General features: G+C 32.3%; 27 protein-coding genes and 1 riboswitch. Of the genes, 14 read left to right on the top strand and 13 right to left on the bottom strand.

Features of this window, described 5'->3' with window-relative positions; translation table 11 throughout:
* Positions 1-39: 39 nt before the first annotated feature.
* A riboswitch (cobalamin riboswitch) is annotated at positions 40-216 on the bottom strand.
* 78 nt (positions 217-294) lie between these two features.
* The 4 genes from FDY99_RS05025 to FDY99_RS05010 all read right to left on the bottom strand — a co-directional run bounded on the left by FDY99_RS05025 (position 295) and on the right by FDY99_RS05010 (position 4,895).
* Positions 295-1,092 carry an SGNH/GDSL hydrolase family protein gene (locus tag FDY99_RS05025; RefSeq protein WP_228448739.1) on the bottom strand — a complete coding sequence of 266 codons (798 nt, stop codon included), beginning with the start codon at positions 1,090-1,092 and terminating at the stop codon, positions 295-297.
* Positions 1,093-1,126: 34 nt separating this feature from the next.
* Positions 1,127-1,786, bottom strand: coding sequence for an ATP-binding cassette domain-containing protein (locus tag FDY99_RS05020; RefSeq protein ID WP_139419679.1), 660 nt, complete (start codon positions 1,784-1,786; stop codon positions 1,127-1,129).
* 339 nt (positions 1,787-2,125) lie between these two features.
* Complete coding sequence (locus tag FDY99_RS05015) at positions 2,126-2,614, bottom strand: YcxB family protein (protein WP_139419676.1); 489 nt, start codon at positions 2,612-2,614, stop codon at positions 2,126-2,128.
* Between the two features lie 133 nt (positions 2,615-2,747).
* Complete coding sequence (locus tag FDY99_RS05010) at positions 2,748-4,895, bottom strand: endonuclease MutS2 (RefSeq protein ID WP_139419674.1); 2,148 nt, start codon at positions 4,893-4,895, stop codon at positions 2,748-2,750.
* A gap of 224 nt (positions 4,896-5,119) precedes the next feature.
* Here FDY99_RS05010 and FDY99_RS05005 point away from each other — a divergent pair, with 224 nt between their 5' ends.
* Both FDY99_RS05005 and FDY99_RS05000 read left to right on the top strand, forming a co-directional pair.
* Complete coding sequence (locus FDY99_RS05005; RefSeq protein WP_139419672.1) at positions 5,120-5,629, top strand: GNAT family N-acetyltransferase; 510 nt, start codon at positions 5,120-5,122, stop codon at positions 5,627-5,629.
* Positions 5,630-5,802: 173 nt separating this feature from the next.
* The gene (locus tag FDY99_RS05000; RefSeq protein ID WP_139419670.1) at positions 5,803-6,444 is read left to right on the top strand and encodes a uracil-DNA glycosylase; all 642 of its coding nucleotides are present in this window, start codon (positions 5,803-5,805) and stop codon (positions 6,442-6,444) included.
* A gap of 7 nt (positions 6,445-6,451) precedes the next feature.
* On the opposite strand, the gene FDY99_RS04995 is transcribed toward FDY99_RS05000, so the two are convergent.
* Entirely contained in the window at positions 6,452-6,934 is a 483-nt protein-coding gene (locus FDY99_RS04995; RefSeq protein WP_139419668.1) for a hypothetical protein, read from the bottom strand.
* 9 nt (positions 6,935-6,943) lie between these two features.
* Positions 6,944-7,435, bottom strand: coding sequence for a DUF456 domain-containing protein (locus tag FDY99_RS04990; RefSeq protein WP_139419666.1), 492 nt, complete (start codon positions 7,433-7,435; stop codon positions 6,944-6,946).
* A 123-nt stretch (positions 7,436-7,558) separates the two neighbouring features.
* Between FDY99_RS04990 and FDY99_RS04985 the strand changes: the two genes are divergently transcribed.
* From FDY99_RS04985 to FDY99_RS04955, 7 genes are all read left to right on the top strand, one after another.
* Positions 7,559-8,824 (top strand): mechanosensitive ion channel family protein, encoded by a 1,266-nt coding sequence (locus FDY99_RS04985; RefSeq protein ID WP_139419664.1) that lies wholly within the window; start codon positions 7,559-7,561, stop codon positions 8,822-8,824.
* Between the two features lie 308 nt (positions 8,825-9,132).
* Positions 9,133-9,855, top strand: a complete 723-nt coding sequence (locus FDY99_RS04980; RefSeq protein WP_139419662.1) for a pyridoxine 5'-phosphate synthase — start codon at positions 9,133-9,135, stop codon at positions 9,853-9,855.
* 97 nt (positions 9,856-9,952) lie between these two features.
* The gene (locus FDY99_RS04975) at positions 9,953-10,744 is read left to right on the top strand and encodes an alpha/beta fold hydrolase (RefSeq protein WP_139419660.1); all 792 of its coding nucleotides are present in this window, start codon (positions 9,953-9,955) and stop codon (positions 10,742-10,744) included.
* Positions 10,745-11,147: 403 nt separating this feature from the next.
* Entirely contained in the window at positions 11,148-12,164 is a 1,017-nt protein-coding gene (locus FDY99_RS04970; RefSeq protein ID WP_139419658.1) for an NAD-dependent epimerase/dehydratase family protein, read from the top strand.
* Positions 12,164-13,936 carry an AMP-dependent synthetase/ligase gene (locus FDY99_RS04965; protein ID WP_139419656.1) on the top strand — a complete coding sequence of 591 codons (1,773 nt, stop codon included), beginning with the start codon at positions 12,164-12,166 and terminating at the stop codon, positions 13,934-13,936. Before FDY99_RS04970 ends, FDY99_RS04965 begins: the two co-directional genes overlap by 1 nt.
* Positions 13,937-13,997: 61 nt before the next feature.
* On the top strand, positions 13,998-15,056 hold the full coding sequence (locus FDY99_RS04960) for a diphosphomevalonate/mevalonate 3,5-bisphosphate decarboxylase family protein (RefSeq protein WP_139419654.1): 1,059 nt from the start codon (positions 13,998-14,000) through the stop codon (positions 15,054-15,056).
* 10 nt (positions 15,057-15,066) lie between these two features.
* Complete coding sequence (locus tag FDY99_RS04955; protein WP_139419652.1) at positions 15,067-15,414, top strand: hypothetical protein; 348 nt, start codon at positions 15,067-15,069, stop codon at positions 15,412-15,414.
* A 24-nt stretch (positions 15,415-15,438) separates the two neighbouring features.
* Here FDY99_RS04955 and FDY99_RS04950 read toward each other — a convergent pair whose 3' ends face one another.
* Entirely contained in the window at positions 15,439-15,858 is a 420-nt protein-coding gene (locus FDY99_RS04950) for a hypothetical protein (RefSeq protein WP_139419650.1), read from the bottom strand.
* Positions 15,859-16,013: 155 nt separating this feature from the next.
* Here FDY99_RS04950 and FDY99_RS04945 point away from each other — a divergent pair, with 155 nt between their 5' ends.
* Positions 16,014-16,709: a phosphatase PAP2 family protein gene (locus tag FDY99_RS04945; RefSeq protein ID WP_139419648.1), complete on the top strand. Its 696-nt coding sequence runs from the start codon at positions 16,014-16,016 to the stop codon at positions 16,707-16,709.
* 36 nt (positions 16,710-16,745) lie between these two features.
* Here the strand turns inward: FDY99_RS04945 and FDY99_RS04940 are convergent, their stop codons facing one another.
* On the bottom strand, positions 16,746-17,828 hold the full coding sequence (locus FDY99_RS04940; protein WP_139419646.1) for an endonuclease/exonuclease/phosphatase family protein: 1,083 nt from the start codon (positions 17,826-17,828) through the stop codon (positions 16,746-16,748).
* A 116-nt stretch (positions 17,829-17,944) separates the two neighbouring features.
* Here FDY99_RS04940 and FDY99_RS04935 point away from each other — a divergent pair, with 116 nt between their 5' ends.
* Both FDY99_RS04935 and gloA2 read left to right on the top strand, forming a co-directional pair.
* Complete coding sequence (locus FDY99_RS04935) at positions 17,945-18,382, top strand: nuclear transport factor 2 family protein (RefSeq protein WP_139419644.1); 438 nt, start codon at positions 17,945-17,947, stop codon at positions 18,380-18,382.
* A 6-nt stretch (positions 18,383-18,388) separates the two neighbouring features.
* Positions 18,389-18,766, top strand: coding sequence for an SMU1112c/YaeR family gloxylase I-like metalloprotein (gene gloA2, locus FDY99_RS04930; RefSeq protein ID WP_074229790.1), 378 nt, complete (start codon positions 18,389-18,391; stop codon positions 18,764-18,766).
* Between the two features lie 32 nt (positions 18,767-18,798).
* On the opposite strand, the gene FDY99_RS04925 is transcribed toward gloA2, so the two are convergent.
* On the bottom strand, positions 18,799-19,182 hold the full coding sequence (locus tag FDY99_RS04925) for a DUF1634 domain-containing protein (protein ID WP_074229789.1): 384 nt from the start codon (positions 19,180-19,182) through the stop codon (positions 18,799-18,801).
* Positions 19,179-20,009, bottom strand: coding sequence for a sulfite exporter TauE/SafE family protein (locus FDY99_RS04920; protein WP_074229788.1), 831 nt, complete (start codon positions 20,007-20,009; stop codon positions 19,179-19,181). Before FDY99_RS04920 ends, FDY99_RS04925 begins: the two co-directional genes overlap by 4 nt.
* An 87-nt stretch (positions 20,010-20,096) precedes the next feature.
* Between FDY99_RS04920 and FDY99_RS04915 the strand changes: the two genes are divergently transcribed.
* A complete protein-coding gene (locus tag FDY99_RS04915) occupies positions 20,097-20,648 on the top strand; it encodes a DUF1543 domain-containing protein (RefSeq protein ID WP_139419642.1) in 552 nt (183 codons plus the stop codon).
* Positions 20,649-20,786: 138 nt separating this feature from the next.
* Positions 20,787-21,896: a 5-(carboxyamino)imidazole ribonucleotide synthase gene (locus FDY99_RS04910; protein WP_139419640.1), complete on the top strand. Its 1,110-nt coding sequence runs from the start codon at positions 20,787-20,789 to the stop codon at positions 21,894-21,896.
* 45 nt (positions 21,897-21,941) lie between these two features.
* On the opposite strand, the gene FDY99_RS04905 is transcribed toward FDY99_RS04910, so the two are convergent.
* Genes FDY99_RS04905 through FDY99_RS04895 form a run of 3 tightly spaced genes read right to left on the bottom strand, consistent with a single transcriptional unit; the run spans position 21,942 to position 23,827 of the window.
* Positions 21,942-22,295 carry a hypothetical protein gene (locus tag FDY99_RS04905; RefSeq protein ID WP_139419638.1) on the bottom strand — a complete coding sequence of 118 codons (354 nt, stop codon included), beginning with the start codon at positions 22,293-22,295 and terminating at the stop codon, positions 21,942-21,944.
* A 9-nt stretch (positions 22,296-22,304) separates the two neighbouring features.
* Entirely contained in the window at positions 22,305-22,868 is a 564-nt protein-coding gene (locus FDY99_RS04900; RefSeq protein WP_139419636.1) for a hypothetical protein, read from the bottom strand.
* 41 nt (positions 22,869-22,909) lie between these two features.
* Positions 22,910-23,827 carry a DMT family transporter gene (locus FDY99_RS04895; protein ID WP_139419634.1) on the bottom strand — a complete coding sequence of 306 codons (918 nt, stop codon included), beginning with the start codon at positions 23,825-23,827 and terminating at the stop codon, positions 22,910-22,912.
* Between the last annotated feature and the right edge of the window lie 38 nt (positions 23,828-23,865).

The following is a 23,865-nucleotide window of genomic DNA, read 5'->3' as shown; positions in this document are numbered from 1 at the left end:
AAAAGACTATAAGATCAATCAACTTCAAATCGCGAAAGTTTTTGTCTAAAGAAATAGGCAGGTCTCCTGACTTGTAACATCTTTATACCTTCCCATGCCTTTGCACAGTGGTTTTTATAAAGACTTCGGTTACTTACAGTTGCGCGACAGTTCGTGATTTTCACACGATTCCCTTTTAATCTGTAGTTAAACAGAACCAATTTCCTGAAAAGTATTAGCATGAAGCGATACGCCAAAAGCTAAAGACTTTTCGGGTGCAAAAATAAGAATAATAAAAGAATATATGGTAAAGAATTATTCCGGGTTGCTGTAAATAATCTGGCTGATTGCTCTTCCTTCCTTAATTGTCCAGAAAGTAGTGTATCGGTGTTCACCCGAACCATTGATCATATAAAGAAAAATATGATCATCATCGATTGAAGTTACGCCCATATTATCGAAATCCATAGTAGGATCAAACATATTTTTAATCGCTTCTCTTACAAAAACAGAACCTCTTCCGGGTTGTTGTACTCGAACTGATTTTATTTCTTTTAAATCTTCAGGAAGTTCTTTTCCGAGTCCCCAGGTTTTTTGTTTGTCTATTTTAACGATATTTCCTTCTGCATCTTTTTCCTGCTTTTTAAATTTTGCACTTGACGGATAAATGTCAATCACCACTTTCGTTCTTTGAGCAGTCGGTATTTTCTGATTATTATTGTCGGTAAAAGTAATCGATCTTCCGTTTTTAGATAATACCGGAGTAAATTTCGGAAGCTGATCGATAAATGCAATACGACCTTTGTTTACCATTCCTTCTTTATTAAGACTGTCATATCTCACAAAAGGCTTTGGAAGCTCTTCTTTTTCAGGATATTTTATCCAGATCCATTCAGTTTCTCCGGGAGCGGGTTTTACATAAACAAAAACATCCCCTCTTTTCATCCTGATTTTGTCAACAATTTTACGGTAATCTTCTTTGTGTACACGCACCATTGCATAACCTTCTTCGGCTTTTACTACGCCAAAAGGAACTTTATTCTGAGCATTGATCAAACTAAAAGAAAAAATACAGAATAGCGATAAATAGATTGCTTTGTGGATGAAAGTCATGATAAAAAGAATATTTATAGCTCAAAGATATAAATTAAATATTTTTTGGAAGATAATTAAACCTTTTCAATTCTGTTAAATCTTTAATTGATTTTAAATGACCATCAGAAAGAAGAAAAATATCATTTGAAATATCTAAAACATCATGATATTGATGATCTGAAATAATAAAGCCTTTATCAGTTTGTTGTTTAATAAATGTTTTAATTTCGGTTACTACTTTTGGCGAAAGACTGTGAAACGGCTCATCCAGCAAAATGAATTCTGCTTTAGAATAAATAATCAGCAAAACTTCTACAATTCTAAGTTCTCCTCCTGAAAGTGTATTCGGAGTCTCATTTAAAAATGGTTGAATGAATTCAGATTGAGAAATTTTTGTACTGTTTTCTTTATCACAAAACAAATCTATAAGATTTTTGATCTTTATATTTCTCGGTAAAAATGAATATTGAGGTAAATAAGCAATTTTGTTTTTTCGGTCAAATTGATTTTGTAAAATCGTATTGTTGAGCTTTATATATTGTGTATCACCTTTTATCGATCCAAAAATAATTTGAAATAAAGTTGACTTTCCCGAACCGTTTCTTCCTAAAAGCCCGGAAATATTCCCGGTTTCACAGCTTAAGTAAATGTCTTTCAAAATATCTTTTTCACCAAAAGATTTTGTAATGCTGTCGATATGAAGCTTGCTCATAGAATAAATGAAATAAGTTTTAAAATACAACCAAAAACAACTGTGATCATCCAAAGTGATATTCTTGAAAATCCAAAGTTAGCATAGAAAAGATATTCGTTTTTCAATCTTAATTCATAGATAAAATAATGCATCAACGGGAAAATAAATAAAAAACCAAAGCTGAAGTTTTTAAAATTTATTCCTGCAGGAAAGGAGGTCAACAAAGAAAATATAATTCCCGGAATGAGAAGTTTCCTGTAAAAGATCCACAATATTTTAAGATTGACAAGCATTTTCAAAAATAGAAATAAAAATAAAAAGAGAGAATCAAATAATGATGCTCTCTTTTGTTTGCAATTAATAATTTAAAAGCCTTGCTTTCACATTATTTTTTTCAATAATATTCCTTAATTCTATAATTTCACTTTGTGAAAAGTATTTTTTCGGAACCATATTCATCGTCGTTTTACTTTGATAAATCAAAAACCAGTCTTTGGTTTCTTTTACTCTGTGGACTGTATTCCATGTAAAATCGCCATCAAATGTTTCTCCTTTTGTCTGAACTTTTTCATCAGTGAAAGTATAAACAATCTCTTCCTGAATTTTCTTGTTAGAGTAAAAAGCATTTTTCAAACGGAAATAAGAACGGATGATGATAAAAACAAAAACAGCAGCAAACCAAATCGATGCAGATTTGAAAATTTCCTTCGTATTATATTCAGCATTAGAAAAGTTTAACCCAAAAATGGCTAATATTATTAATGAAAAAATAATAATTCTTGGGAATGAATTTTTAATATTAAAATTCAGAAAATCCTTAAATGTGATATGAGTTTTTACAGTCATTTAAAATTAATAATCAATAAAATAATTTGATAAATCGTCTGAATATTCAAGCTTAAGCGACTTGTTCGCAACTCTTTGCTTCTTAAAATATTAAAAGTAAAGGATAATCTTTGCGTTGAAAATTAATTCAAAATTAAATCCTCTCCAGTTCGTCAGCATCAATCATTGTCTTAAACGTTCCATAATTTACCGTTACTTTATTTCTCGATATTTTTTCAATCGTTCCCACACTTGTACTTCCGGTAATTCTCACACGTTGCCCTTCTTTCATCCAGACAGCGCGGTCAGTTTTACGTTTTTCTTCGATTTTTTCATTGGTTTCGGTAATTTTTTCGATAACTTCTTCTTTCTTCAGCTGTTGGGTAATTTTTCTTTTTACCACTTGAAGACGCTTAGATTCATCTTTATCTGCACCAATCTTTCTGAATTTTTCCTGCTCCAGAATTTTTACGAAATCTTTCACCACATCTTTCCTCGATTTTCCTTTTACATAGCTGTCAATGAAAGATTCAATCTTGGTTCCGAACTGAAGTTTCCGATGCTCATCTTCGTACAATTTCTGAAAATTAAATAGCTTTTGCTGTAGCTGTTCGTTTAGCTTTTGCAGATTATCACGCTTATCTTCCACCGATTCTTTTCTTTCGGCAAGATCAGTTTTCAGTTTTTCAACTTCGTATTTTTCCTGTTGAAGCTTTACAATCGTTTTATCTAAATTCACAATATCATGTTCCACTTTTTTCTTCGCAGAATGAATGATAAATCTTGGGATTTTATTCTTTTCAGCAACTTCAAAAGTAAATGAACTTCCGGCTTGTCCGATTTCCAGTTTGTACATCGGTTCAAGCGTTTCTTCATTGAAAAGCATTGCCGCATTTTGCGCATTAGGAAGCTCTTCCACAACCAATTTGATATTCGTGTAATGCGTTGTAATGATCGCAAAACTCTTCTTATCATAGAAAAACTCAAGGAAACTTTCAGCCAAGGCGCCACCCAATTCAGGATCAGAACCGGTTCCGAATTCGTCGATCAGTAAAAGCGTATTTGCATCGGCTTCACGGATAATCCCGCCCATTTTCTTTAATCTTGAAGAATAGGTCGAAAGATGATTTTCAATAGATTGATTATCCCCAATATCGGTCATGATTTTATCAAAGAAAAACATCTCAGATTTCGGATGCGTAGGAACCAAAATTCCACTTTGAATCATCAATTGAAGCAATCCTACAGTTTTCAGCGTAATAGATTTTCCTCCAGCATTCGGTCCGGAAATACAGATAATTCTGTTATGATCTGTTAAACTTAATGATTGTGGGAAAATAGTTTTGTTTTCAGCTTTATTTCTCAAAAACAACAAAGGATGAAAAGCTTCTCTTAATCGCAACGTTTTATGACGATTGATTTTCGGTAAAACTCCGTTAACAAGTTCTGCAAATTTGGCTTTAGCTCTCGTTAAATCAAGATCGAAAATATACATTTGATATCTCCAAAGCTGAGGTTGGAATTCTGCCAATTCTGCGGTTAGTTTTCTCAGAATTTTGTCTATTTCCTTTTTCTCTTCTTCTTGGTCTTCCTTTAGCTTAAAATAATGCTTTACTACAGAATCGGGTTGCATGTAAGTAATAGAACCTGTTTTTGATAGTCCTAAAACTCTTCCAGCAACTCTTTTTTTGTATGCCGATTTTACCGCCAAAACTCTTTGGTCGTCAATAATCGTTTCGCGAATATCATCCAAAAATTCACTTTGTCCATAATTGAATAAAGCACGATTGAAATTTTCTGTAATCGCTTTTTTGGCATGTTGAATTTCAGTTCTCAACTCTTTCAAAATCGGGGAAGCTTCACTTTTTACTTCGCCAAAACGGTTAAAAACTTTATCAACTTTATCAATAATTTCTTTTCTAAATTCTAATGCAGTAACATCCTTTATCAAATTGGGAAAAGTTTCGGGCATGGTTGGAAAAAACTTCTGCAGTTTCCCGATTTGCTCCGTTAACGTTTTTATTTTGATAAAAGCAGAATTTTCTAATCGATAATTCTCGATCAGCATTACTTTTAGTTCATTTTCAATATCTTCATATTCATCAAACGGAATCGCATTCGAACTTTCAAAACTCGATAAATATTCGGATGTTTTTTTTAATGAAACTTCGGCTTCGTCAATTTCCATCGGACGAAGTTCAAGGATTTTATCTCTCGTTTTCGGAGAATATGCAAAAGGAGCAATTTCCGCGAGCAATTGCGGAAACTCTAATTCGTCTAAATCTTCTTTATTTATATACACAGTGCAAAGATAATTAATTTGAAAATGAATTAATTGGAGAATTTGAAAATGTATTTTTTAAATTTAACCCAAAAAGAAACAAAAGTATTGGCTTGAATAGTAAGGGTCTTTAAAATTTTCTAAAGCTGATGGCCTTCTCTAAAACAATATTTATTAAACACAAATTATTAATGTGTTTAAACTTTTGTGCTTTTTATGGTTGAAAGTTTTCTTACATTTAATAGATGAAAATAGAAACCGAAAGATTAGTTTTAAAATCAATCGACGAAAGTCATGTAGAAGATATTTTAAAGATTCGAAGCAATGAAGTAGTCAATCAATTTGTCAAAAGAATTTCGCCAAAAACAAATTATGACGCGTTGGATTTTATTTTGACAATTAAAAAGAGAGTAGAAAACAAAGAAACATTTTATTGGGGAATTTCTTTGAAAAATCAACCCAATCTGATCGGAACAATCTGTTTATACAGATTTTCTGAAGACCGAACGGAAGCTGAGGTCGGTTATGAATTACTACCTGATTATCACAGAAAAGGAATAATGTCTGAAGCCTTGAAAGCGGTTTTGAATTTCGGTTTTAATGAGTTGTATTTAAATGAAATTTTAGCGTTCACTAATAAGTTTAATGAAAATTCAAAGTCATTACTTCTAAAAAATGACTTTACTTTGGAAGAGGGAAGAGTGGATGAAGGTTTTCCGGATAATTTGGTTTTTAGTTTAAGGAAAAATATATGATTTTGTCATTCCGACGAAGGAAGAATCTCAATTCTAATCATTAATTTTGCTAATAGATTTCTACATTACGCTTTGCTTCATTCAGAAATTGAAGATTCGATGAAGTCAATGACAGTCTAATGTAAAAATTGAATTTTCAAATTAACTCATTCTCAAATTTTCAAATTGAAATCATGACCTGGACAGAAATTTTAGCCCCAATAAAAAGCACAGAATATTTTACTCAACTTTGGGAAAAAGTAAAACAAGAGTACGCAATAACAAAAGTATTTCCTCCGAAAAATCAGATTTTCAGAGCGTTGGAATTAACTGCTTTTGAAGATGTGGAAGTTGTAATTATTGGCCAAGATCCTTATCATAACGATTTTCAGGCAAATGGTTTGTGTTTTTCAGTTTCAGAACAGGTTACAGCGCCACCTTCGCTTAAAAATATTTTTACTGAATTAAAAGATGATGTAGGAGTGGAGCGAACTTCAAAAGAGTTGGACGATTGGGCTAAACAAGGTGTTTTATTGTTAAATGCAACATTGACCGTTCGTGCGCATTCTCCAAATTCTCACAAAGATTTAGGCTGGGAAAAATTTACTGATTTTATTATCAAAGAAATTTCAGATAAAAAAGAAAATGTAGTTTTTGTTTTGTGGGGCGCTTTTGCACAGAAAAAAGCCGAACTGATCAATCCGGCTAAACATTTTATTATAAAGTCTGCACATCCATCACCTTTTTCTGTATACAGAGGTTTTTATGGAAGCAAACCTTTCTCGAAAATCAACGAATATCTTGCTTCAAAAGGTAAGAAAACAATCTCTTGGTAGAAGTGGTTTAATTATTTTCTTTACTAATTTCAATTCCTATTTTATACATTCCCGAAAGAGATTTTGTACCCTTCTGTGATGTTGGATATGGAGTGATTTCCTTTAAAGAAATAGAATACCCATTAAATGATTGAGTTTTGTGATAATCTTTACCCTTAACTTCTGCAGTTGATAATTGTAAAATCATAGGTCTGCTTGTTGTGCTCATGAATTCAACATTGGCAACGGCAACTCCTGCCCAAACGCACTGAGTTCCTTCAGGACAACGGCTGTCTTCTGCAATATTTTTGAAGGTGACATTCATCTGAAATTCTTGCAAGAATTTATTTTCTCCTTCACGGAAATAAATAATCTTACCTTCTTTTTTAAGAGGTGTTTCGTTCACAATGGTGGCTTCTTGCTTGGTTGTAGTTTGTTTTGTGGTTTCTTTCTGCGCATTGCAGTTTACTAAGCTGATAAAACTTAAACCTACGATTATATTTTTATACATTTTTATAAATTATATGACGTTAACGATGTCTAAAATTACAACTAAAAGCATTGCAATTCCTACAACTAAACTAAATCCTGTTCCGTAAATAAAACCGATAAAAGCACCTTTTGTAGATTTTAATGCTTTGTTCATGTCTTTACTGTCGTGTAAAAGTTCACCAATAAAAACTCCGGCAAACATTCCTACCAAAAATCCAAGGGGAATTGGAATGAAGATTCCTACAATTGTACCGATGATCGAGCCTATACTTCCCCAACGTGTTCCACCGTATTTCCTGTTGGTTTTTGCAGGAATTACATAGTTTAAAACAGCGGACGCAAGTGTAAGAATAACGAAAGCCCAAATATAAAGAACTGAAAGATCAGAATCTGTTCCGTATTTATAAATTAACAATCCGGCAAGGCTTAAAACAAGCCCCGGTAAAACAGGTAAAAAAGTTCCTAAGATTCCCAGAATAAGTAAAATAATACTTAACAGAGAAATTAATGAGTGATCCATATGTTTTTAATTAAAACTAAGTTAGCAAAAAAGTTATTTGTTCTATTTATTTGGGATGATAATTGCTGATAATATTCAGATTTATAAACCAAAATCATTCCTAAATTACCTAAATTTGTTGTAATGAAAGACGAAATAAAAGATACCAAGAGTTTTTTTCAGGAAATCAGTGAACAACTTTATATTTATGTAAGCAAAATCTCTCCATCCGGAACGGATTGGATTTTTCATATTATTGTTAAGATTGGATTACTGATTGCTATTTTTTTATTGTTTGACTTTATTTTCAAACTCATCATCAATTATACTTTTCTGTTTTTTCACAACGAAAATAAATTTCCTGTTTTAAAATCTGTTTATCAGTCAAGAATTACTAATTCCGTAGCACATTTTATAGCATTGAGTTTTATCGCTTCAATGCATGAGTCTATTTTTGTAGGTGCACTTACCAAAACCACGATTTTTATTCATCGTGCGGTTAATTTGGGTATGGTTCTTATTCTTGCAGGAATGCTTTATCGTTCTTTAACGGGTTTTAGGTATTATTTCACAATTAAACAGGATTATTATAAAGTAATGGCAATCAATGCTATTTCAGAAACGGTAAAGATTCTGGGAATTTTTATTTTCACTGTAGTGAGCATTTGTGTGGTTTTTGGGATTAAAGGAACTACAATTGTAGGAAGCTTAGGAGCAATAACGGCGGTTTTGGTATTGGTTTTTAGAGATACTATTTTAGGTTTTGTAACCGGGATTCACGTTGCAACTTCAAAAAGCTTAAAAGTAGGCGACTGGATCGGTATTCCTAAATATAATATCGAAGGAAATATTTTGGATATCAGTTTATTGACTACGAAAATTGCTAATTTTGATAAGACAATTTCCTCAATTCCAACGTACGATTTACTGACTACTGAGATAAAAAACCTTCAGGTAATGTCTGAATCGAATACCCGAAGAATTAAAAAATCTATTTTCTTTAATATCAATTCATTCAAATTTTTAAATAACGAAGAAATTGAACGTTTAAAAGAAATCAATCTTATTTCAGATTATCTGAATGATAAAACTTCAGAAATCAATCAGGAAAAAGAATCGATTAACCATAAAGATAAAGTGATTAACGGAAGACAGCTTACCAACATTGGTGTTTTCAGGTATTATGCACAAAAATATCTAGAAAATGATCCTGAAATTGATAAAGAAAGCGCAATTATGGTTCGCCAGTTGGAGATCACTACGCAAGGGCTTCCAATGGAAATTTATTGTTTCACCAATGATTCAAATTGGCAGCGTTTTGAGCAGATTCAGGCAGATATTTTTGACCATTTATTGGTTGCCTCAAAAGAATTTGATCTTCAGATTATGCAGATAGGATTGCCAAAATAATTTTTTTAAATGTTGGGATTAAACCTTGTCAAGGTTAATTTGCACCTTAATAATAACCTTGACAAGGTTGAGTTTTAAATTTTTCAATTACTTAAAAAAAATCACTCTGTAATTTATTGTTGATAGGCGCTGTAAACGTCATTCTTACGGTAGTCAGACTTGCACTTACTGGAAGTTAAAAAACTTTTATAAAGCCACTTTCGAGTGGTTTTTTTATTTTTGTACTTTAATTAATGAAGGCGTAAGATTTTAAACTTAATTTAAATGATTTAAAATTCTAATTTTCAGCCTTAAACTTTAATAATACAATGACAAAACTAAGTGTAAACATTAATAAAATTGCAACGCTGAGAAACGCAAGAGGTGGTGAAACGCCAAGTGTGACAGAAGCTGCAATAAAAATTCAGGAATTCGGTGCACATGGAATCACCATTCATCCAAGACCTGATGAAAGGCACATTACCAGAAAAGATGTATATGATTTAAAGCCTTTGGTTACCACCGAATATAATATTGAAGGAAATCCTCACAGAGAATTTATTGACATGGTTTTAAATGTGAAACCGGAACAGGTGACTTTGGTTCCTGATGCGGATGATGCCATTACTTCAAATGCAGGTTGGGATACCAAAAAACACTTTGATTTTTTAAAAGAAATTATTGCTGAATTTAAAAATACAGGAATCCGTACATCTATTTTTCTTGATCCTAATCCTGAATTAGCAGAGTCTGCTGCAAAAACCGGAGCAGATAGAATTGAATTGTACACAGAAGCTTATGCAAAAAATTATACAGTCAATAAAGAAGAAGCCATTAAACCTTATTATGAAACGGCTGTAAAAGCTGCGGAATTCGGTTTAGGAATTAATGCAGGTCACGATTTAAGTTTAGAAAATTTAAAATATTTTGCAGATAATATTCCGAATCTTTTAGAAGTTTCTATTGGTCATGCTTTGGTTTCTGAAGCTTTGTACATGGGAATGGAAAACACGGTTCAGGCGTATTTAAAGAGATTGGCAAAATGGGCATAAAGCTGGAAGCTGGATGTTCGAAGCTGGAAGTTTGATTATACACTTTTAATAACTTCCAACCTCCATCATCCAACTTCCCACCTTAAAAATTTTATACATGGAAATTTTACATTCAAAAATATTTGGCGAAAACTTGTCGTCAACACCGCTTTTAGTATTTCACGGTTTGTTCGGAATGCTTGATAACTGGGGAAGTTTCGGAAAAGAATTGGGCGATTTTTTACCAGTTCATTTAATTGATTTAAGAAATCATGGCAGAAGCTTTCATTCTGAAGAGATGTCGCATGATGATTTGGCAGATGATATTGCCAATTATATGAATCATTACGGAATTGAAAAAGCTAACGTTTTAGGACATTCTTTGGGTGGAAAAGCAGTGATGCAGTTCGCAATTAATTACCCTGAAAAAGTAGAAAAATTAATCGTTGTGGATATTTCTCCAAAAGCTTATCCGCCGCATCATCAGGGAATTATCAAAGCTTTGGAAATGGTAGATTTTAATACCGTTGCTTCCAGAAGTGATGTTGAAGCGGTTTTAACTCAATATATTCCTGAGAAATCAACGATTCAGTTTTTAGCTAAAAACTTGTATTGGGAAGAATCTGGTGAAAGTAAAAAACTTAACTGGAGATTTAATCTGAAAACGCTTGCAGAAAAATACAATCAATTTGTTTCTAATGCTATTAAATATGGAGTTTTTCAGGGAGAAACTTTATTTATTGCCGGCGAAAAATCAAATTATATTTTACCTCAAGATGAGTTCCCCATTAAACAGCAGTTTCCAAAAGCTCAATTTGTAAAAATTAAAAATGCTGCACATTGGGTTCAGGCAGATAATCCTGTAGATTTTGCAACTGTAGTAAAAGATTTTCTGAATTTAAACAACTAAACATTCGTTTTAAATATTGTTAAAATTTTCACAATTATTTTATTTTTAAATATTGTGAATTATTTTATCGTATATTAGATTTATCAAGTTGGTAATAATATTTACTTTATGCAAAGTAATTCATTATTTAATTTTTATTTTAATGAATATATTTAATAAACTTGATGTGTTTTTATGGTGAATTCATATTTAATAAATTTATATCAGAAAGGAAACTTAATATTTAGGTTTCCTTTTTTTAATGACCTCAGATAATCTGAATAATTATGAAAATCTAATGAGTTTTGACTGAAAAAGTTGCAAATTTGCACAAATTGTTTTTCAGTTGAAATTCAACTCAAATCAATTTTTATAAAAAATAAAATCGACCCAATTTTGAAGGTCATCAATTAGAATTAAATTCATGGTTTTTGTAACAGGAGCAACAGGAATTTTAGGCAGAGTCATCGTTTTAGAACTTTTGAAAAAAGGTAAAAAAGTGCGTGCTGCAAAAAGACCTTCAAGCAACATCAATGAAGTAAAACATTCTTATCAGTTTTATACCGAAAATCCGGATGATTTTTTCAATAAAATCGAATGGCTTGATGTTGATTTCGATGATATTAATGCTGTTGAATCTGCCTTAAAAGAAGTTACCGAAGTTTATCACTGTGCTGCAAAAGTAAGTTTTCATCCGAAAGATGAGAAAGAGATGTATCATACCAACATCAAGGCTACAGAAAATCTTCTTTTTGCCTGTGAAAATTCTACAGTAGAAAAATTTCTTCACGTCAGTTCAATTGCTGTGCTGGATTTATTGAATGAAAAAGGCGAGCTTGAAGAAAGTTCAGATTTTAATCCTAAAGAAGAACATTCGGCTTATGCGATTTCAAAACATCTTTCAGAAATGGAAATTTGGAGAGCTTCTGCAGAAGGATTAAATGCAATTATCATCAACCCTGGAATGATTATAGGAACAGGAAACTGGGGAAAAAGCAGTGGCGATATTTTCCCGACTTTTGAAAACAATAGTTTTACTTTCTCGGGCGGAACAAGTTATGTTGATGTAAGAGATGTGGCTAAAGTTTCAATCAAATTAATGGAAAATAATGCTTTCGGAGAACGTTTTATCATCATTTCTGAAAGTAAAAAATACGCTGATCTTGGAAAACAGATCAGAACAAAATTAGGGTTAAAAGAAGCGAAAATTCTTTCAAAAAGTACTTTGCAAATCGGAAGAATTGCCAATTGGTTTTTCGGATGGATTTTTCCTCAACTGAAAATGGCCACCAAATCAAACATTGATGCAGTTTCTTCTCTTAATGTGATTTCTAATCAGAAAATTAAGGATAAATTAGATTTTAAATTTATTCCGGTACAAGAAAGCATCGATTTTCATCTCAACAATTATATTAACGACAAAAAGCTGAACAAAAAATAATGAATCTTGCAGAGGCAATTATTAAAAAAAATATAGAAAAGCATCCTTTAAAATCGGCAGTTGGTTTCAAAAAAAAGGAAGGCTGGAAAGAATTGAGCTGGAAAAAGTTTGGCGAAATTGTTTTTAAAACCGCCAATGCGCTGAAAGATTCAGGTGTTGAGGAAAATGATAAAGTAGCGATTTATGCTGAGAATTCTGCAGAATGGATGATATTTGATCTGGCTGCAATGTCGATTGGCGCTATTACAGTTCCTATTTATTCTACCAATAATGCAGAGCAGGCAGAATTTATATTAAAAGATTCGGGTGCAAAAATTGTTTTGGTTGGAGATCAGACGCAATATGACGGTTGTCTTGAAATTTTGAAAAAAGAAGACACCGACAATCTTCTTAAAACTATCATCGTTTCTAAAAAAGCAGTCTGGATTAAGAAAGAATTCAGCAGTTTTTATCTTGAAGATTTTATTGCTAAATCTTCTCCGGAACTTGAAGTTATTTCTAAAAATGATGATGATTTAGCAACGATTATTTATACTTCCGGAACTACAGGAATGCCGAAAGGAGTGATGTTAACGCATGGAAATTTCATTAAAGCATTTGATGCGCATTTTGAGTTTTTTAAATTTAAAAATTTCGAAGAAGAATTGTCATTAGCATTTTTACCTTTAAGCCACGTTTTTGAAAGAAGCTGGAGCTTACTTTGTCTGTATGGTGGAGCGAGAGTCTATTTTTTAGAAGACCCGAAAAGTATAGCGAAAGCTTTGGAAGAGGTAAAGCCAACGATGATGTGTGCGGTCCCTAGATTTTTCCAGAAAGTGTATGCCGGAGTTTTAGAAAAAGCAGAAGAAAGTTCGTCACTAAAAAAGAAAATCTTCAATTGGGCTTTAGAAGTAGGAAAACAAACCGGAGAATTAAGAAGAACGGAAAAACAAATTCCATTCGGTTTAAAAATAAAAGAAACCTTTGCAGAATTGCTGGTTTACAGTAAAATTAAAGAAAAAATGGGTGGCAGACTTTGGTTTATGCCTTGTGGAGGCGCTTCTTTGTCACCGGAAGTTACCCAGTTTTTCGAATCGGTGAACATTCATCTTACCGTTGGTTACGGTCTTACTGAAACTACTGCGACTTTAACAGCTTTTCCGTTCACAAATTTTGAACATGGAAGCTGTGGAAAACCTTTGCCGGGTGTAGAAATTCGTATTGGTGAACAAGACGAAATTCAGGCAAAAGGAAATGGAATTATGAAAGGATATTACAACAAGCCTGAAGAAACCGAAAAAGTTTTTACTCAAGATGGTTGGTTTAAAACCGGTGATGCCGGAAAGTTTGACGAAAAAGGTAATCTGTTTATTACCGACAGAATCAAAGATCTGATGAAAACATCCAACGGAAAATATATTGCTCCGCAAATGATCGAAAATTTGCTGACCAATAATAATTTCATCCAGCAGATTGTTTTAATTGCAGAAGGAAAACAGTTCGTTTCGGCCTTAATTGTTCCGAATTTTGAGTTTTTGAGTGAGTATCTTAAGAAAAAGAATATTCCGTTTACCAATTGGGAAGAGCTTGTAAAAAAGAAAGAAATAATCGATTTTTACAAAGAAAAAATCAACGAATTGCAACAGCATCTTTCTGACTTCGAAAAGGTAAAAAAGTTTACTTTAATGCCTGCCGAATTTGAAATTGGTACAGGAGAAATAACCCCAACCTTGAAGATTAAAAGAAATATCGTGCTGAAAAAATATGCTGATATTATTGAGAAAATGTATTAATTTGAGGTTGAGATTTAGGTTGAGACAAAAGGTATAAAATTAAAAGTTTAGTAATTAAACGATGACAACACAAGAATTTTTAGGAAAAGAAAATTTTACGATACAAAATAGAACGGTTTCAGAAAGCTGTCCGTCGAATATTGCTTTGATTAAATATTGGGGCAAATATAAGGATCAAATTCCGGCAAATCCGAGTATCAGTTTTACATTAAACCATTGTAAAACAAATACAGAGATGGAATTTTTAGCCAATGAAACATTTTCTGTTCAGACTTTTCTATCAGGAAACGAAGAAGTGAAGTTTGCCGAAAAAATTGAAAAATATTTTAAAAGTATCGAACAGTATCTTCCTTGGATTTTAAAAGGAAAATATGTTATCAGAACAGAAAATACATTTCCTCACAGTTCAGGAATTGCGAGTTCAGCATCAGGTTTTGGAGCGATTGCAAAATGTCTGATGAAATTGGATGAAAGTTTTTCCGGAAAAAATCCTGATGAAGAATCTTTAACAAAAGCATCTTTTTTAGCAAGATTAGGAAGCGGAAGTGCTTGCAGAAGCCTTTACAACGGATTGGTTGTTTGGGGCGAATCTGATGAGGTTGAAGGAAGTTCAGATTTGTTTGCAGTACAATATCCGAATTCTGAAATTCATGATATTTTCAAAGATTTTAACGATTGGGTTTTACTGATTCATGAAGGTGTAAAAAGCGTATCTTCTACAGTTGGTCATGGTTTGATGAATACCAATCCATATGCGGAAAGAAGATTTCAGGAAGCAAGAGAAAACTTTGTTCCGATGAAAGAGATCTTGAAAAGCGGAGATTTACAAAATTTTATAAAATTAGTAGAACACGAAGCATTGACGCTTCACGCAATGATGATGATGAGCGACCCTGCATTTATTTTAATGAAAACAGGAACTTTAGAAGTGATCAATAAAATCTGGGATTTCAGAAGAGAAACCAACTTACCGTTATTTTTCACTTTAGATGCAGGTGCAAATGTTCATTTACTGTTTCCAAATGATAGTTCAGAGGAGAAAATAAAAACTTTCATCGAAGCTGAATTGCTTCAACATACTCAGAAAAATGGAGTAGTGAAGGATGTGATGAAATTTTAGAATGTATTTTATGAAAATTAAAGTAAAAGCTCAGTTTATAGATTATTTATTGATAGTAATTGCAAATTTAGCTTTTGCTTTAATTTTTATTTTTGGATATTATAGATTAGAATGGTTCGGTGTCATTCCGGGATATGCACCTTATAATTTTGCATTTAATATCGGATTGATTCTTCCACTTACGTTTGTATCTTTTGTTTTGTCTGTTTTTGTTTTTTTAAGAGCTTTACAGAATCGGAAAAAAAGACCAAATAAATTAGATAATTCTTTTTTGATTTTTTTCTCTTTGCCAAGTATTATTTTAGTTGTTAAGGTTTTTATCTCTCTTGTGTTTCATATTTTTACTTCCAATTATTAGTTTTGAAGGTTTTTCATTAAAAAATCAATTGCTGTTGATCATCTTTCTCAACTTAAAATAATAAAAAAACCAAACTAAAAAGTTAACCCAAGGAATAATGATAAAATATTCCTCGCCTGAAAATTCAGGAAGACTTGTTAAAATTAATGACAGATAAAGTAAATAGCCTGCGAAAAATGCCAGAAATACAAAGTATTTATTTTTTCTGATTTGTTTGAACAGAATTAAAAAGGCAGGTAAACTAAGAAAAGCTATCAGTATTTGAATTCCTATTGCGATTCCGTATTGCAAACCACCAAAACAGTTCATTTTCGGTCTGCCATCATCATAATGATCTGGAGTTTGCATATCAATTATGATTAAAAACGCGATCATAAAAAGAGTTCCTGCCAAAAAGCTGGCAAGTATTCCTGAACCTATAACTTTTGCGATTTGTTTTTTCATATTCAGTTGGAATCAATCTATAGGTTTATAGATATGAAAATTATTTATCTTTTTTAAATTTAAAAAAAGATAATCTTTCTTCTATAAAATAATTTGCATCAAATTTGCAGCCCAAATGATAATTAAATTAAAACAATTCAAATTTAAGATGTAATATGGGTTTCAAAAATGAATTTCTGAGTGATTTCTCAACCTATCTCAAAGATAAAAGAAAAACGTTTTTTCTGTGTTTTTCTATTTTTTTTATCGTTGTTTTTCTTTTTTTGAGTTTTTATGTGGTTGATTCTTCTCCAAAATCCTGGGATCTTCTTGTTTCTCAGGAACTGCAGGAAGAGCCAAGTGCAATTTTAGACGTTTTAATGAAAGGCTTTAGTTGGTTGGGGACTGTGTATGTTGCAGCAGTTATGGTTGTTGTATTTTCTTTGATTTTCTTGATATTTAAATATACCAAAGAATCTCTTTTTGTCTTGTCATGTCTTTTATCAGGCGGTGTAAGTTATGTTTTAAAAATGCTTATCGATCGTCCGAGACCTACGACAGATTTTGTAAGAATTGTTGAAGAAACGCATTATCAAAGCTTTCCGAGCGGTCATGTTTTGTTTTATACTGCTTTTTTCGGAACATTGATCGTGATTGCAATTTCATCGGGAATTTTAAAATTATCTTGGAAAATAATGATCTCTGCAATCTGTTCGGCGATGATTGTTTTGGGTGCTGTTTCGCGTATTTATTTGGGTGCACATTGGTTTACAGATGTAATCGGCGGATTCATCGTTGGTGTTCTTTTCGTGATGTTTACAGGAAGTGTTTATCTCAGAAGTAAAAAGAAATCAGCTCTTATTCAGGAATAATTATTTCATTGGAATTGCTAAACTTAATTTACACTTTTAATCTTCAGTAACGACTGAATCACGTTCTCCATCTTCTTTTTTTCCTTCTTCGATCATTTCTTCGGCTTCTGCAATTTCTTCAGAATCTGCTTGTTCTATACGTTCTTCCTGATCATCATTGTGATGATCGATAAAGAATTCACAATAAATCGGAAGGTGATCTGAACCGAAATTTTCTAAAGTTTTTAAATCTTTAATGAAAATATCTTCACTGTGAAACATCAGATCGATAGGAAATCTGAAAAGCCAGTATTTTGCATGGAAAGTAGATACAAAAGCATGACCGACTCTGGGATCAATCAAATGACTTGTTTTTCTGAATAAAATGGAAGATTTAGACCAAGCAACATTATTGAAATCTCCCACAACAATCACCGGCTTTTTTATTTTGGTGACTCTTTTGGCAACACTGAGAATATCGCCGTCTCTTTCTTTTGAAGTTTCTTCTTCGGTCGGACTTGGCGGAGGAGGATGAACTCCAAAAAATACAAATTCAAAACCATCTTCGGTTTTTAAATGTGCTTCAATACTCGGAATATCATCCGCTACAAAATAATGCGTTTTTGATTCTTCAACTTTTATTTTAGAATAAAAATGCATTCCGCAGGTATTTTCAAGTGTGACTTTATGTTGGTACGGATAATCTTTTTCTAAAACCTGCAGCGCTTTTTCCCAATCGCCGTTGCTTTCCATTGTTAGAAATATATCCGGTTTGTTTTTGTTGATGAGATTAATAAATTTTTCGAAATCGGTATTAAACTGATAAACATTGGCAGAAATGAAGTGGTATTTCTTTGAAGATTGATCGGTTTGTGGATGCTTTTTAACTTTATAAAACGGAGTATATTTAATCAGCGTAATTCCGTGATAAATAATCATTGCCAATAATAGACCTTGCAGATACCAGAAATAGTCTGTCTTTTCAATAATAAATCCTAAAGCAAAAGTGATGATTGTAAAATAAGTGATCTGAATTTTACCAAAATCAGGAAACCGAAAAATCCAATGCGGACTCGGAATTTTTGGCAATATGGTTAAAATCAGTAATAAAGCACTTAGAACAAGATAAGTTTCCCACATATTTCTTAAGATATAAAATAAAAATAAGATATTTTCAGGTAATTTCGTGCCAGTTTTGATGTAAACAGTGATGATGAACGATATATTTTTTAATTTTAAAGTTTAAAACTCATAGTATGGGAAAAATTTTAATCGTTTTGTTGTTTTTAAGTTCGTTCTGTTTCGCCCAGAAAACTGAAAATGATGCCATAAAAGAAAGTGTAGAAAAGCTTTTTACAGGAATGAAAAATGCAGATACACTCATGATAAAATCTGTTTTTGCTGACAATGCAATTTTACAGACGATAACAAAAAATGATGTAGTGAAAACTGAAAAACTACAAAATTTCCTGTCTTCTTTTTCTAAGTTATCAAAGAATGATGCAGACGAAAAAATTAAATTTGAAGCGATTCACATTGATGGAAATCTGGCGAGTGTTTTTACACCGTACGAATTCTATTACAAAGGAAAGTTCTCACATTGCGGAGCCAATAGTTTTCAGTTGGTAAAACAAAATAACGTCTGGAAAATTCAATATTTAATCGATACAAGAAGAACAAACTGTAATAAATAATTTTAAATGAAAATCCATCATATCGCCATTATCTGCTCAGATTACGAAGTTTCAAAAAAATTTTATACCGAAATTTTAGGTTTAAATATGATCCGTGAAGTTTATAGAGAAGAAAGACAATCTTATAAATTAGATTTAGCCATCGGAGAACATTACGTTATCGAGCTTTTTTCTTTTCCCAATCCACCGCAACGACCTTCAAGACCAGAATCTTGTGGTTTAAGACATTTAGCTTTCTCTGTGGAAAATGTTAATGAAAAACGCGAAGAATTAATTCAAAAAGGATTAAACTGTGAAGAAATCCGCATCGATGAGTTTACCGGAAAAGAGTTTTTCTTTACGCAAGATCCAGATGATTTACCGCTTGAATTTTATGAGAATTAAATTAATTATCGTTGATCAATCATCAATGATAATTAATGCGCATAACCCGTAAAGAAACTAATCGCCATAATTGCCAAAACAATTGAAGAAATGATTACATAAACATAATCTTTTTCTTTAAGATAACCGATTAGCGCGAAAATAATTCTCATCAAAGGCGTGAAAATAAGCATCAGAATTCCAAGTTGAATAATTGCCATTCCTTCACCTTTGCAAAGCGTTTCCCAAAAATGGCTCCAGACTTTTTCTGAAGAAGTTCCCATGTCGAGAAGCTTGTATTTTCTTGGCATTTGAAAACCTTCCATGAAAAGCTTCACAAAACCAATCAGCGAAGTGATAACCGATAAAATAACGCCCAAACGAAGGAGATTTCCAACAGAACGGTTAAGATCAACATCTGTAAAATCTTTTCTCATGAGAAATTGCTTCTAATACCGTTATACATCATGTAAACTGAAAGAATCGTAATAACAATTGCGAAAAATGTCTTCAGTTTTTTTGTTTTTGAAACCATTAAAGTTTTAGATCCTATAAAACTTCCAACCACAACACCTACTAAAACAGGTGCTACAATTACCGGAATAATTTCTCCTCTCTGGAAATAAATCAATGAACTTGCAACTGCAGTTACACCAATCATAAAATTACTTGTCGTTGTAGAAACTTTGAAAGGTAACCTCATCATATTATCCATTGCCAATACTTTCAAAGCACCGGAACCGATTCCTAAAAGTCCGGACATTGCTCCTGCAAACATCATCATAAAAAATCCGGGAATGGTATTTCTTGCGGCATAGTTTTTCACAACACCTTTATCGGGGAAAGTTCCGTACAATTTCAGTTTATCTTCCAGGCTTCCTTTAATTAAAGCTTCCTGATGATCGGGTTTTCCTTTAAGATTTAAAATAACTGTAAGCAAAAGAATACTTGCAAAGATGATCCCGATGGTATTCGGATTTAGCATTCCGGAAACCAAAGCTCCCACAATTGCTCCTGAAGTGGTTGCGATCTCCAAAAACATTCCGATCCTCATATTGGTAAAGCCTTCTTTTACGAATGCAACGGCGGCTCCGGAAGAAGTTCCGATCACCGAAATCAATGAAGCACCAATTGCATAATGCATAGGAACACCGAAACCAAGCGTTAATAAAGGGATAATGATAACTCCACCTCCCAAACCGGTGAGTGAACCTAAAAGCCCGGCCGAGATAGCGCCAAGAAAAAGAATAATGATCTCCGACATGCTACAAATATAAAACTATTGCGGTTTTCAGGCAAACATTCATTCAAGATTATTTTTTGCCGTATTTTTGCAAAAATAAAATTCAAAATGAAGTTATTTTATATCATTCTTGGTGCAACGCCGAAAGGCAGAAATATAGAACAACATGATGTTTTCTTTGGGATTGCGGAAAATCTGAAGGATTTGGTTCAGGATATGAAAGATTTTTGGAAAGAAGCTGACGGGAAAATTCATTTAGACTGTTACCAGGAAGTGAAATTTGCTGATGGTTTTGAATTGAAGATTGTAGAAAAAGGAGAAGAAACTTCAGAAAACCAATTGTATTTTATCAATTTGGGTGGTTACAAAAAAGGTTATTTCGAAGAATTTCATGAACAACATTTAATGGTTGGAACTTCGATGGCGGATATTGTAAAAAAAGCCAAACAAACTGAATTTTATAAAACAATGGGTTTTGAAGGTGCAGTAAGTCATATCGATGACAAACATGGTGTTGATATTGATGATATTTTTAATGTCAATGATATTCTTCCCGAAAAAATGAAGGAAAAATATTCAATTGTTTTAGTTAAATCTGATGCTGAGAATCAGGAAAATCCGATGGGATTAGGATATTTGAAAATTGATAAAATTCAATAATAACTTTGATGTCTTTGCTAAGTAGAACGCCTTTGCGAGCTTAACAACATAAAGTATTTAAATAAAACCTTTGCAAACTTTGCGTTTAAAAAGTTTTTAGAGAAATAATTAAATCTAATAGAAAAAATAAAAGTAAAAATGAAAATAGGAATTTTGGGTGGTGGCCAGCTCGGTAGGATGTTGATTCAAGAAGCGTTGAAGTATGACGATGAATTTTATACTTTAGATCCGGCTTCAGATGCACCTTGTCATAATATTTCGCATTTTACACAAGGAAGTTTCAATGATTACGAAACAGTTTTAAACTTCGGAAAAGATAAAGATGTAGTAACCATTGAAATTGAACATGTAAATGCAGATGCTTTGGCTGAACTTGAAAATCAAGGGGTGAAAGTGGTTCCGAATGCACAGATTATTAAAACCATTCAGCAGAAAATTCTTCAAAAGCAGTTTTATAAAGCTCATGATATTCCAAGCCCAGATTTTGAAATTATGGATGGAAGTTCAGATGAAATAAAGATGCCGCTTCCTTTCGTACAAAAAATGAATACAGGTGGATATGACGGAAAAGGAGTTCAGGTTATCCGTACGAATGAAGACATGAAAAATCTCTGGATACAGGATTCTGTTCTTGAAAAATTAATTGATATTGAAAAAGAACTTTCAATAATTGTTGCCAAAAACGAAAACGGAGAAACTCAAATTTTCCCTGTAACGGAAATGGTTGCTGATCCTAAGCTAAATTTGCTTGACTTTAATATTTGTCCGGTTTTCTTGAGTGAAGATATTGAAGATCAAATCGATTCAATTACTGAAAAATTCCTGAATGCAGTAAATTCTCCTGGACTTTTTGCAATTGAATTATTTTTGGATAAAGAAGGAAAAGTTTGGGTGAATGAAACGGCCCCAAGACTTCACAATTCAGGACACCAAAGCCAGGAAGGAAATGCCAATTCGCAATTCGAACAAATGTATCGAGTGGTAAAAAATCTTCCTTTGGCAGATACAGATGCCGTTATTTACAGCGGAATGCTGAATTTAGTTGGAACAGAAGGCTTTTCAGGAAAAGTAATTTATGAAGGAATGGAAGAGGTTTTAAAACTTCCGGAAACCTACATTCATCTTTACGGAAAAACAGAAACCAAACCCGGAAGAAAAATGGGACACATCAATGTTTTGGCAGAATCAAGAGAAGAATTGATGGAAAAGTTGATACAGGTGAAAGCAATGGTAAGAGTAATTGCTTAAGATTTTAAAAATACATTGAAAAGACTGCTTTCCGGCAGTCTTTTTTTATTTAATTTTAGGTTGATCAATCGTCCATTTTTTCTCTGTTGAATTCCATAATAAATAAGGACCGCCTAAACCATCATCATATATCAATTCGTAATTTCCAGCTTCATCCTTATTGTAAACTGGTTTTGAAGAATCATCTTTTTGTAATCCTAATTGTTCTAAAGTTTGCCAATCGTTAACTTCAGGAAGTTTGTAACTATTTTTTCGGTAATTCTCAATATTTTCAATGATTTTATTTCCGTTTTTAATATCAGATTTTCTTGTGATTTCTATCGGAAGATTCCAATAAATAGTAATTGATAAGATAATAAGAACGATTACTGATAGGGAGATGATGAGTGTTTTTTTCATTTATTTTTTTTATTTTAAAAGATCCTTAAGTTGGAAATAATCAGTATTTGATCCAAAGTTTTTAGTATTGGCACTGGTTCCGAAAATACGATATTGATGACAATCAAAACAAATTTTCATAATTCCGTTGACTTTTTTATCCTTTTTAAAAATTAGAATATCTCTGTAAACAGGAGCACATGCTCTAGCTTCCATATCTTCTTCGGGCTTTTCAATAAAAATTTTATTTAGTGCTTTAAACTTTGAAGAATCAACTTCACTTTTAGAATAACCAATCTTCTCAATGAATTTTAGAAACTCTTGGTCTGTGATATCATTTGGAGTTTCTCCAGCAATAACTTCGTATTTTATTTTGTCGATTTTAGATTTGTCTTGACTATTATATAAACTTAAAATAGTACTATTACTTATATCAATATAATAATGGTCTAAATTGTTATAATCAAAAAATTGTTTTCCATATTTTATTTTAGGTGACTGATATGGTTTTTCGATTTTTAAATTATTAGTATTTTGATTCGCATCTTTACAATTGAATAAAATAAGCAGAACTAAAAATAATAACCTTTTCATAAAAGAAAACTTTGCTTAATGTAATTTAATTATTTCTCTATTTAAATCGAGTTTTCTTCAATCTTTTTTCTCTTAAAAAGTTCCGGATTATAATTAATAATAAAAACTCCGGCGATAATCAGTACTGCTGCAATGATAAATTTAGCCGAAATTTTTTCATCTAAAATCAGCCAGCTTAAAAATATAGAAATAATCGTATTAATGTAAGCTAAAATTGAAACCTGTACCGGAGAAATTTTTGTTAAAGCATAATGAAATGCAAAAAAAGCCGCTACAGAACCAAAAACTGCAAGATAAAGCATTGCCGAAATACTTTTTATACTCCAGTTTTCGAAATTATAAGTTTCTGAAAAAAGAAAAGCAAAACAAAGCTGTACAACTCCCGCAAATAGAAATTGGTAAAAAAGATTAAGCGTGATATTTTTGCTTTGAAGGTTTAATTTTTTGGTGAAAATAGTTCCCGATGCCCATCCTAAAATGGCAGCAAAAAGAAAAATAATGCCCATTAAATAATCTGGATTTGATAAATCATTCAGCCCATCCCAAAATATAAAAAGAATACCACTAAAACACAGTATAATTCCAATTAAGGCCCTAAAGCTGAATTTTTGTAATCCAAAAGCCACACTTCCTAAAAAGACTGCAATAGGCGAACAAGCACTCATTAATGAAGCTAAACTACTGGTTACGGTTTCTTCGGCCACGGTAGTCATTCCGTTGGCAATAACGAGCATTAACGTTGAAAAAATAATCTGATACCCTAGATTTTTCCAGCCAATCCATTTGAATTCTTTTCTGAACAAAAGTATCATCAACATTATTATTCCTGCTAAAAACTGACGGATTCCCGCAACAAACCATGCCGGAATAGTTTCTACAGCCACACGAATAGATAAAAAGGTAGTTCCCCAAACAATGGCTACAGTGAGAATCGCTAAAGTAAGTTTATAATTTTTCAAAATGGAGTGAATCGTCTGCAAATATAGAGATAATGAGT

The organism is Chryseobacterium mulctrae, from assembly GCF_006175945.1.
Taxonomy (GTDB): Bacteria; Bacteroidota; Bacteroidia; order Flavobacteriales; family Weeksellaceae; genus Chryseobacterium; species Chryseobacterium mulctrae.
The sequence above is the reverse complement of the archived record's forward strand: the minus strand, read 5'-3'. Positions and strand labels throughout refer to the sequence as shown.

Coding starts and splice junctions, on each gene's coding strand:
- FDY99_RS05025 (WP_228448739.1), bottom strand. CDS start 1,092: ATGACTTTCATCCACAAAGCAATCTATTTATCGCTATTCTGTATTTTT.
- FDY99_RS05020 (WP_139419679.1), bottom strand. CDS start 1,786: ATGAGCAAGCTTCATATCGACAGCATTACAAAATCTTTTGGTGAAAAA.
- FDY99_RS05015 (WP_139419676.1), bottom strand. CDS start 2,614: ATGACTGTAAAAACTCATATCACATTTAAGGATTTTCTGAATTTTAAT.
- FDY99_RS05005 (WP_139419672.1), top strand. CDS start 5,120: ATGAAAATAGAAACCGAAAGATTAGTTTTAAAATCAATCGACGAAAGT.
- FDY99_RS05000 (WP_139419670.1), top strand. CDS start 5,803: ATGACCTGGACAGAAATTTTAGCCCCAATAAAAAGCACAGAATATTTT.
- FDY99_RS04995 (WP_139419668.1), bottom strand. CDS start 6,934: ATGTATAAAAATATAATCGTAGGTTTAAGTTTTATCAGCTTAGTAAAC.
- FDY99_RS04990 (WP_139419666.1), bottom strand. CDS start 7,435: ATGGATCACTCATTAATTTCTCTGTTAAGTATTATTTTACTTATTCTG.
- FDY99_RS04985 (WP_139419664.1), top strand. CDS start 7,559: ATGAAAGACGAAATAAAAGATACCAAGAGTTTTTTTCAGGAAATCAGT.
- FDY99_RS04980 (WP_139419662.1), top strand. CDS start 9,133: ATGACAAAACTAAGTGTAAACATTAATAAAATTGCAACGCTGAGAAAC.
- FDY99_RS04975 (WP_139419660.1), top strand. CDS start 9,953: ATGGAAATTTTACATTCAAAAATATTTGGCGAAAACTTGTCGTCAACA.
- FDY99_RS04970 (WP_139419658.1), top strand. CDS start 11,148: ATGGTTTTTGTAACAGGAGCAACAGGAATTTTAGGCAGAGTCATCGTT.
- FDY99_RS04965 (WP_139419656.1), top strand. CDS start 12,164: ATGAATCTTGCAGAGGCAATTATTAAAAAAAATATAGAAAAGCATCCT.
- FDY99_RS04960 (WP_139419654.1), top strand. CDS start 13,998: ATGACAACACAAGAATTTTTAGGAAAAGAAAATTTTACGATACAAAAT.
- FDY99_RS04955 (WP_139419652.1), top strand. CDS start 15,067: ATGAAAATTAAAGTAAAAGCTCAGTTTATAGATTATTTATTGATAGTA.
- FDY99_RS04950 (WP_139419650.1), bottom strand. CDS start 15,858: ATGAAAAAACAAATCGCAAAAGTTATAGGTTCAGGAATACTTGCCAGC.
- FDY99_RS04945 (WP_139419648.1), top strand. CDS start 16,014: ATGGGTTTCAAAAATGAATTTCTGAGTGATTTCTCAACCTATCTCAAA.
- FDY99_RS04940 (WP_139419646.1), bottom strand. CDS start 17,828: ATGTGGGAAACTTATCTTGTTCTAAGTGCTTTATTACTGATTTTAACC.
- FDY99_RS04935 (WP_139419644.1), top strand. CDS start 17,945: ATGGGAAAAATTTTAATCGTTTTGTTGTTTTTAAGTTCGTTCTGTTTC.
- gloA2 (WP_074229790.1), top strand. CDS start 18,389: ATGAAAATCCATCATATCGCCATTATCTGCTCAGATTACGAAGTTTCA.
- FDY99_RS04925 (WP_074229789.1), bottom strand. CDS start 19,182: ATGAGAAAAGATTTTACAGATGTTGATCTTAACCGTTCTGTTGGAAAT.
- FDY99_RS04920 (WP_074229788.1), bottom strand. CDS start 20,009: ATGTCGGAGATCATTATTCTTTTTCTTGGCGCTATCTCGGCCGGGCTT.
- FDY99_RS04915 (WP_139419642.1), top strand. CDS start 20,097: ATGAAGTTATTTTATATCATTCTTGGTGCAACGCCGAAAGGCAGAAAT.
- FDY99_RS04910 (WP_139419640.1), top strand. CDS start 20,787: ATGAAAATAGGAATTTTGGGTGGTGGCCAGCTCGGTAGGATGTTGATT.
- FDY99_RS04905 (WP_139419638.1), bottom strand. CDS start 22,295: ATGAAAAAAACACTCATCATCTCCCTATCAGTAATCGTTCTTATTATC.
- FDY99_RS04900 (WP_139419636.1), bottom strand. CDS start 22,868: ATGAAAAGGTTATTATTTTTAGTTCTGCTTATTTTATTCAATTGTAAA.